This is a genomic window from Sphingomonas sp. PvP056 (assembly GCF_040549155.1).
In the GTDB taxonomy this organism is placed as follows: Bacteria; Pseudomonadota; Alphaproteobacteria; order Sphingomonadales; family Sphingomonadaceae; genus Sphingomonas.
The window spans coordinates 240,542-253,562 of the sequence record NZ_JBEPST010000002.1 but is presented as its reverse complement, the minus strand read 5'-3'; the positions used below and the strand labels follow the sequence as shown (position 1 = coordinate 253,562).

The 13,021-nt window shown below is 62.8% G+C and carries 17 protein-coding genes; 8 read left to right on the top strand and 9 right to left on the bottom strand.

All coding sequences use genetic code 11. The annotated features are described in order from the left end of the window. The first annotated feature begins 48 nt into the window (after positions 1 to 48). The 3 genes from ABIC17_RS05450 to ABIC17_RS05440 are packed head-to-tail and all read left to right on the top strand — an operon-like array spanning position 49 to position 2,828. Positions 49 to 1,680 (top strand): nitrite/sulfite reductase, encoded by a 1,632-nt coding sequence (locus ABIC17_RS05450; protein ID WP_354279853.1) that lies wholly within the window; start codon positions 49 to 51, stop codon positions 1,678 to 1,680. Beyond that, on the top strand, positions 1,673 to 2,080 hold the full coding sequence (locus tag ABIC17_RS05445; protein ID WP_354279852.1) for a DUF934 domain-containing protein: 408 nt from the start codon (positions 1,673 to 1,675) through the stop codon (positions 2,078 to 2,080). The genes ABIC17_RS05450 and ABIC17_RS05445 overlap by 8 nt, the downstream gene beginning before the upstream one ends. Beyond that, positions 2,073 to 2,828: a phosphoadenylyl-sulfate reductase gene (locus tag ABIC17_RS05440; RefSeq protein WP_354279850.1), complete on the top strand. Its 756-nt coding sequence runs from the start codon at positions 2,073 to 2,075 to the stop codon at positions 2,826 to 2,828. Before ABIC17_RS05445 ends, ABIC17_RS05440 begins: the two co-directional genes overlap by 8 nt. A 195-nt stretch (positions 2,829 to 3,023) precedes the next feature. Here ABIC17_RS05440 and ABIC17_RS05435 read toward each other — a convergent pair whose 3' ends face one another. Beyond that, entirely contained in the window at positions 3,024 to 4,514 is a 1,491-nt protein-coding gene (locus ABIC17_RS05435) for a replicative DNA helicase (protein WP_354279848.1), read from the bottom strand. Between the two features lie 332 nt (positions 4,515 to 4,846). Between ABIC17_RS05435 and ABIC17_RS05430 the strand changes: the two genes are divergently transcribed. The 4 genes from ABIC17_RS05430 (at position 4,847) to dcd (ending at position 7,125) form a co-directional block, all read left to right on the top strand. Further along, positions 4,847 to 5,329, top strand: coding sequence for a UPF0262 family protein (locus ABIC17_RS05430; RefSeq protein WP_354279846.1), 483 nt, complete (start codon positions 4,847 to 4,849; stop codon positions 5,327 to 5,329). Between the two features lie 109 nt (positions 5,330 to 5,438). Further along, positions 5,439 to 6,035 carry a glycoside hydrolase family 25 protein gene (locus tag ABIC17_RS05425; RefSeq protein WP_354279844.1) on the top strand — a complete coding sequence of 199 codons (597 nt, stop codon included), beginning with the start codon at positions 5,439 to 5,441 and terminating at the stop codon, positions 6,033 to 6,035. 11 nt (positions 6,036 to 6,046) lie between these two features. Continuing rightward, positions 6,047 to 6,511: a cytidine deaminase gene (locus ABIC17_RS05420; protein WP_354279842.1), complete on the top strand. Its 465-nt coding sequence runs from the start codon at positions 6,047 to 6,049 to the stop codon at positions 6,509 to 6,511. Positions 6,512 to 6,570: 59 nt separating this feature from the next. Then, entirely contained in the window at positions 6,571 to 7,125 is a 555-nt protein-coding gene (dcd, locus tag ABIC17_RS05415) for a dCTP deaminase (protein ID WP_010162822.1), read from the top strand. A gap of 134 nt (positions 7,126 to 7,259) precedes the next feature. Here the strand turns inward: dcd and ABIC17_RS05410 are convergent, their stop codons facing one another. The 5 genes from ABIC17_RS05410 to ABIC17_RS05390 form a co-directional block, all read right to left on the bottom strand. Beyond that, the gene (locus ABIC17_RS05410) at positions 7,260 to 7,616 is read right to left on the bottom strand and encodes a tetratricopeptide repeat protein (RefSeq protein WP_354279840.1); all 357 of its coding nucleotides are present in this window, start codon (positions 7,614 to 7,616) and stop codon (positions 7,260 to 7,262) included. 170 nt (positions 7,617 to 7,786) lie between these two features. Beyond that, the gene (locus ABIC17_RS05405; RefSeq protein WP_354279838.1) at positions 7,787 to 8,215 is read right to left on the bottom strand and encodes an ExbD/TolR family protein; all 429 of its coding nucleotides are present in this window, start codon (positions 8,213 to 8,215) and stop codon (positions 7,787 to 7,789) included. 29 nt (positions 8,216 to 8,244) lie between these two features. Then, positions 8,245 to 8,724 (bottom strand): ExbD/TolR family protein, encoded by a 480-nt coding sequence (locus ABIC17_RS05400; protein WP_354279837.1) that lies wholly within the window; start codon positions 8,722 to 8,724, stop codon positions 8,245 to 8,247. A gap of 93 nt (positions 8,725 to 8,817) precedes the next feature. Next, on the bottom strand, positions 8,818 to 9,627 hold the full coding sequence (locus ABIC17_RS05395; RefSeq protein ID WP_354279835.1) for a MotA/TolQ/ExbB proton channel family protein: 810 nt from the start codon (positions 9,625 to 9,627) through the stop codon (positions 8,818 to 8,820). A 68-nt stretch (positions 9,628 to 9,695) separates the two neighbouring features. Beyond that, entirely contained in the window at positions 9,696 to 10,370 is a 675-nt protein-coding gene (locus ABIC17_RS05390; protein WP_354279833.1) for an energy transducer TonB, read from the bottom strand. A gap of 84 nt (positions 10,371 to 10,454) precedes the next feature. On the opposite strand from ABIC17_RS05390, the gene ABIC17_RS05385 reads away from it, so the two are divergent. Continuing rightward, the gene (locus ABIC17_RS05385; protein WP_354279831.1) at positions 10,455 to 11,465 is read left to right on the top strand and encodes a hypothetical protein; all 1,011 of its coding nucleotides are present in this window, start codon (positions 10,455 to 10,457) and stop codon (positions 11,463 to 11,465) included. A gap of 28 nt (positions 11,466 to 11,493) precedes the next feature. Here ABIC17_RS05385 and ABIC17_RS05380 read toward each other — a convergent pair whose 3' ends face one another. The 3 genes from ABIC17_RS05380 to ABIC17_RS05370 all read right to left on the bottom strand — a co-directional run bounded on the left by ABIC17_RS05380 (position 11,494) and on the right by ABIC17_RS05370 (position 12,907). Beyond that, positions 11,494 to 11,820, bottom strand: a complete 327-nt coding sequence (locus ABIC17_RS05380) for a Rossmann fold domain-containing protein (protein WP_354279830.1) — start codon at positions 11,818 to 11,820, stop codon at positions 11,494 to 11,496. A gap of 7 nt (positions 11,821 to 11,827) precedes the next feature. Next, positions 11,828 to 12,199, bottom strand: a complete 372-nt coding sequence (locus ABIC17_RS05375; protein ID WP_354279828.1) for a dihydroneopterin aldolase — start codon at positions 12,197 to 12,199, stop codon at positions 11,828 to 11,830. A gap of 75 nt (positions 12,200 to 12,274) precedes the next feature. Next, a complete protein-coding gene (locus ABIC17_RS05370) occupies positions 12,275 to 12,907 on the bottom strand; it encodes a glutathione S-transferase family protein (protein WP_354279826.1) in 633 nt (210 codons plus the stop codon). Between the last annotated feature and the right edge of the window lie 114 nt (positions 12,908 to 13,021).

Below are 13,021 nucleotides of genomic sequence, written 5' to 3'. Positions count from 1 at the left end.
CGCGCCTTTGCGTGAAAACCCCTTCTGCGATCCTGCCCGGAATTGCCCATGTATAAATATGACCAGTACGACCAGTCGATCGTCGACGCCCGCGTCGAGGAGTTCCGCGACCAGGTGAAGCGCCGCCTCGCGGGGCAGATCACCGAGGATCAGTTCAAGCCGCTGCGGTTGATGAACGGTCTATATCTGCAACTTCATGCTTATATGCTGCGCGTAGCGGTGCCATATGGTACTCTCGACGGGCGGCAAATGCGTATGCTCGGGCACATTGCGCGTAAATATGACCGTGGCTACGGCCATTTCACGACGCGTCAGAACATCCAGTACAACTGGATCAAGCTGTCCGAAGCACCCGACATCCTCGCTGAGCTGGCGACGGTCGAGATGCACGCGATCCAGACCAGCGGGAATTGCATCCGCAACATCTCGTCGGATCAGTTCGCCGGTGCCGCCGCGGACGAGGTCGCCGATCCGCGCGTGTGGGCCGAGCTGCTGCGCCAGTGGAGCACTTTCCACCCTGAGTTCAGCTACTTGCCGCGCAAGTTCAAGATCGCGGTGATCGCCGCGGACGAGGACCGTGCGGCGATGCGTCTCCACGACATCGGCATTCAGCTGATCGAGCGCGACGGCGTCCTCGGCGGGCGCATCTTCGTCGGCGGCGGCATGGGCCGCACCCCGATGATCGCGCCCGAAATCAAGGACTTCGTCACGGCGGACGACCTGCTCAGCTATGTCGAGGCGTGTCTGCGCGTCTACAATCGCTACGGCCGCCGCGACAATATCTACAAGGCGCGGATCAAGATCCTGATCCACGAACTGGGTGCGGATGAATATCGCCGCCAGGTCGAGGAGGAGTTCGTCGCGGTCAAGGCGCTTGGGCTCGATCCGCCCAAGGCCGAATTCGACCGCATTACCAAGATGTTTGCGCCCCCCGCCTTCGCCGCGGTGGGACCGCAGGCCGACACCGCGCCCAACCCGGCGTTCGACGCCTGGCGTGCGCAGAACACCGTCGCGCACAAGCAGCCCGGCTATGCGATCGTGACGATCAGCCTGAAGCCGACCGGCGGCATCCCCGGCGATGCGACGGCCGACCAGATCGACGTCATGGCCGATCTGGCAGAACGGTTCAGTTTTAACGAGTTGCGCGTGACTCATGCGCAGAATATCGTCCTGCCGCACGTCGCCGTAAGCGACCTTCACGACGTTTGGAGCGCCCTCGATGCGGCGGGCCTGGCGCCTGCCAACGTCGATCTGATCAGCGATATTATCGCCTGCCCCGGCCTCGATTACTGCAGCCTCGCCAACGCGCGCTCGATTCCGGTCGCGCAGAAGATCGCCACGCGCTTCGCTGACCCCGAGCGGCAACGTGATCTGGGCGAGCTGAAGCTCAAGATCAGCGGCTGCATCAACGCCTGCGGCCACCACCACGCGGGCCACATCGGCATCCTCGGCGTCGACAAGAAGGGCACCGAGAATTACCAGCTCCTCCTCGGCGGATCGGGTGCCGAAGACACGAGCCTCGCCCGGATCACAGGCCCAGGCTTTAGCGAGGACGGCATCGTCGACGCGGTCGAGACCGTGACCAACGTCTATCTCGACAAGCGGGAAGCGGGCGAACGCTTCCTCGATACCTACCGCCGGCTCGGCATGGAACCGTTCAAGGAAGCGCTTTATGGTTGATGCCACCCACGACGAGCCAGCCGTCACGCTCGACGCTTTCCTCGACACGCAGACGAACGCGACGGCGGTCCGCCTCGAAGCGGGGGAGGACGCACGTGCGCTGCTCCCGCATCTCGACCGCATCGCGCTGGTCGAAGTCAGCTTCCCAAGCTTCCGCGACGGGCGCGGATATTCCGCGGCACGGATTCTGCGCGAGGCGGGCTATACCGGTGAACTGCGTGCGCAAGGCGACGTGCTGGTCGATCAGGTCCTCTTCATGAAGCGGTGCGGTTTCGACAGCTTTGCGCCGGAAGCGGAGATCGATCCGGCAACGTTGGAAGCAGCGCTGACTCGCTACGATCACGTCTATCAGAAGGCCGCAGACGGCCAGGTTCCGGTGTGGAAACTGCGGCATGGCTAGCAGCGCGCGCAAACTCGACCTGATCGACGTCGCGCCCTTCACGCCTGCCGACGCAGCGGCGCTGGAGGCGCGCTATGCTGGCGTCGGCACGGGCGACCTGCTCGGCGAGTTGCTGACGGGCGAATTACGCGGCCGTGTTGCCGCAGTCTCCTCATTCGGGGCAGAGAGCGCGGTGCTGCTCCACCTGATCGCGCAGGTCGATCGCGACATTCCGGTGATCTTCCTCAACACACAGAAGATCTTTGGCGAGACGCTGGCGTATCGTGACCAGCTGTCGGAGATGCTCGGGTTCACCGACCTGCGCGTCTTCCGTCCCGATCCGCGGTTGCTCGCTGCCAAGGACGCGACGGGGCTTCGCTGGAATTACGATCCCGACGGATGCTGCGACCTGCGCAAGGTCGAACCGTTGCGGCGTGCGCTCGCACCGTTCGATTCTTGGATCTCGGGGCGTAAGGGCTTTCAGGCGGGCACGCGGATCGCAATGCCCCGGTTCGAGGAAGACGAGGGGCGGTTGAAGATCAACCCGCTTGCAGACTGGGACAAGACCCGACTGGAAGCGTATTTCGCCGACCATAAACTGCCGCGCCATCCGCTGGAGGCGCAGGGCTATCCGTCGATCGGCTGCGCGCCGTGCACGTCCAAGGTACAACCCGGCGAAGATCCGCGTGCGGGGCGCTGGCGCGGGTGGGACAAGGTCGAATGCGGGATTCACGTTCCCGAAGCGCCGGGTGAGGAACCGGTGTTCTGAACGTTCGCCGCACTTCAAACTCGCACTTCTTCTGTTATCGCTTCCCCAATTTGCCCTTCCCCGGCGAAGGCCGGGGCCCAGTAGCGCAGGTTTTTGCAACTGTGCGCACGGCGCGACTATCCCGGTGACGCTACTGGGCCCCGGCCTTCGCCGGGGAAGCGGAAGGGGTAGGGGAACGCTGCGACAGCCCGCTTCTCAATACCCCACGTAATCGCTGAACCGCGTAACGCTCGGCTCGAACTTCAGGATCACCTTGCCGGTTGCGCCGTGGCGCTGCTTGGCGACGATCAGCTCGGCTAGGCCGAACACCCGCTCCATCTCCAGCGCCCATTGCGCGTGGTCCTCGAACACCTTGGGGTTGTCCCCCTCGACCGGGCGCTTGGGTTCACGCGAGGCGACGTAATAGTCCTCGCGGAAAACGAAGAAGACGATGTCCGCGTCCTGCTCGATCGATCCCGATTCGCGAAGATCCGACAGCATCGGGCGTTTGTCCTCGCGGCTTTCGACCGCGCGACTGAGCTGCGACAGCGCCATCACCGGCACGTTCATGTCCTTTGCCAGCGTCTTCAATCCACGCGAAATCTCGGAAATTTCCTGCACGCGGTTGCCCTCCGAGCTTTTGCCCGACCCGGTCAGCAGCTGGAGGTAATCGACCACCACCAGCCCGATCTCGTTGTTATGCCGTCGTTGCAACCGCCGCATTCGCGTGTGCAAGGCACCGATCGTCAGGCCCGCGGTATCATCGATGAACAACGGGAGGTTCTCGAGGTCCGCCGCCGCCGCCGCAAGCTGGTTGAACTCGTTGCGGCTGATCTTGCCCATGCGCAGCGCTTCCGAGCTAATCCGCGCCTGCTCGGACAGAATACGCGTCGCAAGCTGGTCGGCGGACATTTCGAGGCTAAAGAACGCGACCTTCGCGCCGACGGAATCGGCGGGCTTGATGCCGTCCTGCATGTCGCGCATCCAGCGCGCCGCCGCGTTGAACGCGATGTTGGTCGCAAGCGAGGTCTTGCCCATGCCCGGACGCCCGGCGAGGATCATGAGATCGCTGTGGTGCATGCCACCGATCTTGGCGTTGACGCTGTCGAGCCCGGTGGTGATCCCCGACAGGCCACCCCCGCTGTTGAGCGCCTTCTCGGCATTGCGCACCGCAAGCGTCGTCGCTTGCGCAAACGATTTGATTGCACTCTCGCTGCCGCCATCGGCCGCGACCTTGAACAGTTCCTCCTCTGCGGCCTCGATCTGCGCGCGTGGATTCACCTCCTCGGACGTGTCCATCGCGCGATCGACTAGTCCGCGTCCAACCGTCACCAGTGTGCGCAACATCGCCAAATCGTAGATCTGCTGGGCGAACTGGCGCGCGCCGATCAGGCCCGCACCGCTACCCGTCAGCTGCGCGAGATACGCCGGGCCGCCCAGTTCGCGCATCCCCGCATCCTGTTCGAACATCGGGCGCAGCGTAACCGGGGTCACCAGCATGTCGTTACCGCGCAGCATCTTGATCGCGCTGAAAATGCGCCCGTGGAGCGGTTCGAAGAAATGCTCGGGTTGCAGCTTGTCGACGAGATCGTCGGCAAGCCGGTTGTCGATCATCATCGCCCCCAGCATCGCCGCTTCCGCCTCGACGTTCTGCGGCAAGGAAACGGCTTCGGGGACGACGGGCGGAGGAGCAAATGCGGTGGCCATGCGCGCGGTCTGGACCTGTCGAGCCGACCGCTCAAGCGTGTTGCGATCTACCGCTCGTCGGATCTGTGGATAAGTATGCGGATAACTCCGGTATTGCCTGTGGGTGAGGTGCGGAAAAGCTGTGGGTATCGCCGGGATAACTCCGGCAATTCGTGGGATATGTCTGTGGACAAGCATGTGCGTATCCCGCGAACAAGTTCGGCAAGAGATGTTGCTATCATTGTGGATAGAACAGGCAAACCGCATTGCCGCCGGACAGTTTGCGCAACGCCCCGCATATGCACGACGGGAATGCGTTGATTCTCCCTGCCCTTCCCCTCTACGGCAGGCATATGGCCGATCCGCGCATCATTGCCGTCACGCTCGACGAGCGCACGATTCTGTGGCGTTCCGCGGATATCGAACAGGAGCGGCGGATTGCGATCTTCGACCTGATCGAAGGCAACCATTTCGCGCCTCAGCGCGAATATCCGGACAGCTATGCAGGGCCCTATCGAATCGCCCTGGCGGTCGAGGAAGGCCGCCTTGCGATCGCCATCCACCGCAATGACGAGACGCTGCTCGAAACCTATGTGCTGGGGATGGGCCGATTCCGCCGACCGATCAGAGATTATTTCGCGATTTGCGACAGTTACTACCAGGCAATCCGTAATGCGACGCCCGCGCAGATCGAAACGGTGGACATGGCGCGCCGCGGCATCCACAACGAAGCCGCAGAGCTTCTCCGCGAACGGCTGGCCGGCAAGATCGAAATCGATTTCGACACCGCGCGACGCCTCTTCACGCTGATCTGCGTCCTCCACATCAAAGCATAAGATCAGGGGTAAAGCGTTGACCGTTCGCCGTTTGGGCAGACTGGTCGCTGTATTCGCGAGCGTCGCTGTGGCGCTCGGGGTGGCGGCGATCGTGGCTTGGGTATATTCAATGACGTGGCGACCCGGTGCGCCATATACGTTTCAAGGCGTCGACGTGTCGGGCGTGGACGGTCCGGTCGACTGGTGGGCGGTAAAACGCGACGGTGCGGACTTTGCGTACCTCCGCGCCACGGTCGGTGCCGATCGGCGCGATACGCGGTTCGAGGAGAATTGGAACGCCGTCGGCGAGACCGGGATGCGGCGCGGGGCGATGCATCGTTACTCCTTGTGCAAGCCAGCGACCGACCAAGCCAACAACTTCAACACCACCGTCCCACGCACCGAAGATTCGCTGCCGGCGGCGGTCGTGCTCGACTTCGCCCCGGACTGCACTACCCGTCCCTTGCCCGCGAAGGTTCGGGAGGACCTTCGCCGATATATGGAGATGGTCGAGGCGCATACCGGCAAGCCCGTGCTCATCAAGATCACCAGAGCGTTCGATACCGCTTATGCCGTGACCGCGGACCTTCCCCGTTCGGTATGGGCCGTACAGAATTATATCGCCCCGGATTATCCTTCGCGCACGTGGCGGATGTGGCAGGCGAATGATGCGCGGCATATCGAAGGGATCGACAAACCCGTGCATTGGGATGTCGTCCGACCATGAAAGAAGCTGCCATGACCGATTCGTCCACCGGAGCCACCCTCATCGCCGCAGCCCGCACGGCGGCGCGTAACGCGCATGCGCCATACTCGCGCTTCGCGGTTGGCGCGGCGGTATTGCTCGACGACGGGCGCATCGTCACCGCGGCCAATTTCGAGAATGCGAGCTACGGTCTGTCGCTTTGCGCAGAGACAGTCGCGCTTGCCACCGTCAACAGCGCGGGCGATCTGGCGCGCGTGGTCGCGATCGGCATCATCGGCGGGGCGATGGACGCGCACGGTCGCCCGACCGGCACCGCGCCGGTCGGCCCGTGCGGTCGCTGCCGTCAGGTCATCAACGAAGCTGCGCAAATCGGCGGTCGCGACGTGGTTGTCTATTGCGGCCCGGCAGAAGGCGACCAGATCGAGCGCTATCCGCTATCGGAGCTTCTGCCGCATGCATTCGGCCCTGCGGACCTCGGGCACGGCAAGCCGGTCTGAACGTTCTTGCCTGCCGCGGTCGATCGCGCGAAACGGGCACACCTTTCTAGGAGCATTGCATGTCGATCATGTCCGACCGCTGGATTCGTGAGCAAGCGCTTGCGCATGGCATGATCGAGCCGTTCGTCGATGGGCAGAAGCGTGACGGGTGCATCAGCTACGGCCTGTCGTCCTACGGCTATGACGCCCGCGTGTCTGACGAGTTCAAGGTGTTCACCAACATCGACAGCGTCATCGTCGACCCGAAGGATTTCGCGTCGAACAGCTTTGTCGATCGCAAGACCGACTGCTGCATCATCCCGCCGAACAGTTTCGCACTGGCGCGGACGGTCGAGTATTTCCGCGTTCCGCGGGACGTGCTGGTCATTTGTTTGGGCAAGTCGACTTATGCCCGCTGCGGAATCATCGTCAACGTGACGCCGCTAGAGCCCGGCTGGGAAGGCCATGTCACGCTCGAATTCTCGAACACGACGCCATTGCCCGCGAAGATCTACGCCAACGAGGGCGCGTGTCAGTTTCTATTCCTCGAAGGGAACGAGCCGTGCGAGACGAGCTATGCCGATCGTGCGGGCAAATACATGGGACAGCGCGGAGTCACGTTGCCGCGCCTGTGAGCGGTCTCGCCCGTAACGGGCCATAACCCTCCAGCTTCTCACGACCAAAGCAGACGGCGCGCGCGCTTACCTGGGCCCAGGCTGCCGGCCCGTTAACACGCCGACACCCCCCCGGGTCATGCTCGCTAAAAGCCTTAGCGCGCTGTGATCTGATAGCCGTCGAGCCGTCGCAACGCGGCACCTGCCAGTGCATGGGAAGACTGCGGTCGCGCCGCGTTGGGCAGATCCATCAGGTCATCGGGGCGTGCAAGCACGGCGCTGTAGGTCGCACGCGCCTCGCTGGTGCGGCCCGTCAGGCTATAGATGCGCGCGAGATTGAGCAGGAGATCTGCATCCCCCGGAAACATCCGTTGCTGTTTGAGGATGACCTTTTCCGCACTGGCATAGTCGCCCTGCAGGATCTGCGTCGCGCCGTTATAGTCGTCCTGCGCGACCGCGGGTGCTGCCACGAACAAGGCTGCCGTCGCAGCCACAAATTGCAAGGTTTTCACCACTCCACCTCCTCGCCCTTCCAATATCGGAAGGTTTCATTTTTGTGACACTAACGTGTCATATATGTGAAACGGCAGCAAGGCGGATTTTCGGATGACGCCCGTTACGCATGGACGAAAAAAAGGCGGCCCCGAAGGACCGCCTTGAAACCTCAACTATATTCTAACGATTAGAATTCGTTGCGATATTGCTCGTTGCCGATGAAGCCGAGCTTGGAAACGTTCGACCGCTTGATGATCGCAAGGACCTGATCGACCTTTTCGTAGCGCGCAGCCGGATCGGGCTGGAAGTGAAGTTCCGGCTCCGGGTTCAGCTGAGTCGTCTGCGTCAGATACTGCTGCAGGGTCGCCGCGTCGGTCGGTGCGCCGTTCCACAGAACCACGCCGTCTGGCGTGATGACGATCTTGTTCTTCTGCGGATCGACTGCCGGCTTGACCTGGTTCGGGTCGTTGATCGGCAGATCGACCTTAACCGCGTGGGTCTGGATCGGGATCGTGATGATGAACATGATGAGGAGCACGAGCATGACGTCGATCAACGGCGTCGTGTTCATGTCCATCATGGGCTCGCCTTCGGCGCCGCCTACACTCATAGCCATGGGTATTACTCCTCGGTGCTAGCGCACGCTTACGATGACGGACCGCCGGTGGGGGGCGGCTCGGAAATGAAGCCGACCTTGGCGAAACCTGCCGACTGCATCGTGTAGATTGCACCACCAATGCACCGGTACGGCGTTTCCACGTCGCCGCGGATATGTGCCTCGGGGAGATCCTCGGTCGTCAGGTTGGCGGCGCCACCTGCCTTCTTGACGATTTCCTCGAGCTTGTCAGTCGCGCGCTTGAGCAGTTCTTCATGCGTCACGCGGGTCAGACCCCAGTAAACGGCGCAGGCGCCGCCGGGTTCGCGCGTGATCGAGAGCGAGACGTTCTCGGGCTTGGTCACGGTCGGGTCGTACTTAACGTCTGGCAGCTTCAGCTTGACGCTCTGCACAATCGCCGGAACCGTGATGAGGAAGATGATCAGCAACACCAACATGACGTCCACGAGCGGGGTCGTGTTGATGTCGGACATCGGGGCGTCTTCTGCACCACCAGTACTAATCGCCATGAAAGGCCATCCTATCCGTATCAGTCAGGCCACCCGGCACGTCCGAGTGGCTAGAAAAGCGGGGTCGCCCGGTTGGACGACCCCGTATCGTCCTTAGACGCGCGTCTGGACGCCACCTGCCTGGCCGGCAGTCGTCGTGCCGGGAGCAGCCGCCTTCGTGCCACCAACGACCGCTGCACCCTTGACCGGTGCCGCTGCGCGCGTTGCTGCCGGGCGAACTGCGCCGTCCGAAGCGAGGTAGCCGAGAACGTCGGTCGAGAACGCGCTCAGGTGCTCTGCGATCGCCTTGTTGCGGCGCTGCAGGTAGTTGAACGCGAGCACTGCGGGAACCGCGACGACCAGACCGAAAGCGGTCATGATCAGCGACTCACCGACCGGGCCTGCGACCTTGTCGATCGATGCCTGGCCAGCCTGGCCGATGCCGATCAGTGCGCGGTAAATACCAAGCACCGTACCGAACAGACCGACGAACGGTGCGGTTGCGCCGACCGTTGCGAGGAAGGCGAGACCGCCGCCCAGCTGCGAGTTGATGATGGCTTCCGAACGCGAGAGCGAACCGTGGAGCCAGTCATGTGCCTCGACCGGATCGGTCAGGCGGCCGTGCTGCTCCTGAGCGGCCAGGCCGTCATCGACGATCTGCTTGTAAGCCGAGTTCTTCTCGAGCTTGGCAGCGCCTTCCTTCAGCGAGTTCGAATTCCAGAAGGTTGCCCGGACGCGACGGCCCTGGTTGATGATCTTCTGCTGCTCGAAAATCTTGGTGAACAGGATGTAGAGCGTGAAGAACAGGAAGATCGTCAGGATCGCAGCGGTCGTCCACGTGACGGGGCCGCCCTGCTTCATCGCGTTCATGAAGCCGAAATTGTCTGCAGCCGAACCTTCGGCAGCGAGGATGATAATGGACATTAGAGGACTTCCTTCTCGACAAGATCACCATGGGGCCCCTTCGCAGGCCCTCACGGCTAGGATTGGGTTTATTCTGGCAGACGCCAAACGACGTTGCGCGACTGGCCGCTGGTCCGCATCGGCGCACCGTTCTGATCCAGCGCGGGCGAATAGCGCCCACGCCGCGTCAACGCGCTACAGGCTGCGCGATCGAGCGACGAGTTGCCGCTGGATGCGACGATCGTGCAATTCTCGACGCGGCCTGCCGGGCTGATGTCCCAACGGATCTTGGTCGTGCCCTGTGCTTCCGCACTCAGCGCGTCCGACGGGTAATCGTCGTTCGTGATCCAGTCGGCCGGGTTCCCCTTGGGTCCTGCCGCCTTGCTGACGGTCGGTGCCGCAGGCGGTGCCGGAACCGGCACGGGAGCCGGCGCAGCAGCCACGACCGTGATGGGCGCGGATGGCGGCGGGGTGATGACGGTGGTGACCGGCGGCGGCGGAGCCTGCACGCGCACGATTGGCGGCGGCGACACGACCGGCGGGGTCTGCAGCTGCGGCTGTTCGGGCGGCGGGGGCGGCGGCTTGTCAGGCGGCGGTGGTGGCGGCTCGACGACGTCGAACGTGTTTAACTTCTCGGTAACCTTCTTGATATATTTGAAGGTCAGACCGTTCACGAAGCCCCACGCGAACAGTGCGACGATGACCGAAACGATCACGATCGACACGGCGCGGCTGCCACTTGTATTGCGATCAGCGTAAGCCATTCAGAAACGAAACTCCTCTATTCCGGCACGACGGTCCAAGCCCGATCCGTAACGTCCGCTCGTTATCCGGCCTGTCATGGGTTAATGTATCCTGGACAGGCCCTAACCTCTATCGCGCCAAAAACCACGACGCAAACGCTTTGTCTGACGCAACAAACGTACAAGCTATGCATGGCAGAATTATTTCTGTTTAAAACTGGCACGGTCGGGTATCGGATACGCATGAACTACGTTCCCAAATGGCTGCTTGCTACCTGTCTTCTGGCAACCGCTTCCAGTCTTGCTGCAATGCAGCAAACACCACCGAAGGCGCTGGAATCCGCGGTTTCTCCTTCGTTAACCGCAGTACCCTATTCGGATTACGCCGACCTGGTGGTGGCCTCACCCGTGATCGTCGACGCGACGGTTCGAAGCGAAGTCCGGCTGAAACCGGCGGAAGCTCCAAATGTCCCACAAAATGCCGTGCGACTGTACATCGAGGCCGATGTGACGGCTTTGATTCGTGGAACCGGAGCCGTGCCGCCGAGAATCGGGTATACGATCGACGTGCCATTGGATTCGCGTGGTCGTCCTCCACGGTACCGCAAGATGCGCGTGTTGCTGTTCGCGCGCGGTGTCGCAAACAACCAAGGGCAGATCCAGTTGGTCCGCTCCGATGCCCAGCGCAACTGGACCGCGAGCAACGAGGCGCTGACACGGCGGATCGTTCGCGAAGTGCTCGCACCGGATACGCCACCGACCGTCACTGGGATCGGCAACGCGTTCTACACCTCGGGCGACCTGCCGGGCGAAGGCGAGACGCAGATCTTCCTTACGACCGCAGACCACCGCCCGATTTCGCTCAACGTACAGCGTCGTCCTGATCAGCCGCCGCGCTGGTCGGTCGCGCTCAGCGAAGTCGTCGATCAGTCCGCGCCGCCCCCGCCGCGTGACACACTGCTGTGGTATCGTCTGGCATGCAGCCTTCCCGCAACGTTGCCTGACGCCGCGCTGCACGGCAGCGAAGCCGACAATGCGATCGTGGCCGAGGATTACGCCACCATCATGAGCGGCCTCGGCAGTTGTGGTCGCGCAGCGGGGCGCACGGGCGCGTAGGACGCCTCGACGGAGCCGTGTCCGCGGGTCAGGTTACCCGCAGGGACTGTCCCGTAATGGAGCATGCCGACGCGAGATACTGCCCCGCCGCAATGACGCGTTCGGTCGCGGCGTTCGTAGTCACGTCGATCGCAGCGATTCGCCGCGGTGCCAGTTCGATCGCGAGAGGCCCCAGCGCCGCCAACAGCATCGCACGGTTGATCGCGGGCACGTCAGGCAGGATCAGGACGATGACCGCGTCGTCCGGCGATACTGTCCGCAACGATGCTAGCACATCGGTCAGGGCGACAGTTGCATCCGCCACGACCACCGCAGCCTGCCCCGCCAGTGCTGCTGCGACCGCGTTGCTCAGCACCGCGACGTCACCGCCGATGCCGCGTCAGCGTGATCCCGATCGATTCGCCCGCTTCCGCAATCGCGAGCTTGACGATCGTCACCTCGACCCGGGTCACGCGCTTGTCCTGCAGGAACAGCGTCTCGCAAATGTGATCCGCCACCGCCTCGATCAGCGTGAAGTGGACGCCTTCCGGCAACGCCGTCGTCGCGGCGTGCTTGAGATCGAGATAGTTCTTGGACGCGCTGAGCGGCGTGTCCGGCGTATAGCGCTCGGGTACCGTCAGATCGACCGTCAGCGAGATGCGCAGCGGCTGCGGCAGATGTGTTTCCTCTGAATAGATGCCGGTCAGCACCTGCACCTCGAGGTCGTGCACGTTCAGCGTCAATCGGTCGTCCAAGGGAAGCCCTTCATTCGGTCGCGTCTAAGGAATATCGGCGCGCCATAGCAGATCGATGCGACAGGGGAACCGTGCTCACGCGGCAGCGCTGGGCCGCGCGGTCGCCGCGGCATGCCAGCGCGCCACATGGCTGGCCCGATCCGGCATCGTCAACCGTACCGCCTTGGCGAAATCCACCGTCACCAACGCCGAAATGTCCGCAAAGCTATACGCTTCCGTTGCGATCCACGAACGGCTTGCAAGGTGCGTATCCAGCCCGAGCATGAACGCGTCCCACATCAGACGCCCGCGCTCGACCAGTTCGGGGATCTGCGGAATCGCCGGCCACTTCCCCGCCACGCCGCGATCCCGAAACGCCGCGCGCTGATTGCGAAGCACATAGACGACTGCGGCATAGGCTTCGTTCTCGATCCGCCGGGTCCAGCTTTCTATCCGCGCGATGTCACGCGGGGTTTCGCCGAACAGGGCGGATGGATCTCCCATTGCTTCAAAATACCGGCAGATCGCCGCGGACTCGCACAGGACTTCGCCATCGTCGAATTGCAGCGCCGGGACGATCCCGCGCGGGTTCATCGCAAGATAGGCTTCGCTGAACTGTTCGTCCTCGCGCAAGTCAATCACCGCGCGCTCGACCGTGATCTGCTTTTCCGCCAAATAGATCCGGACGCGCCGCGGGCTTGGTGCCCAGTCGGCATCGAAGAGTTTCATGGCGAAGACTCCTTCTTTCTTGCGTTCGCCCGCGCGAAGGCTAAAGCGCGCGGCCCCGTCGGTCCATCCGGGACTGTACGGCGGTGAGGACACGCCTGTGGTCGCCCCCAAGAT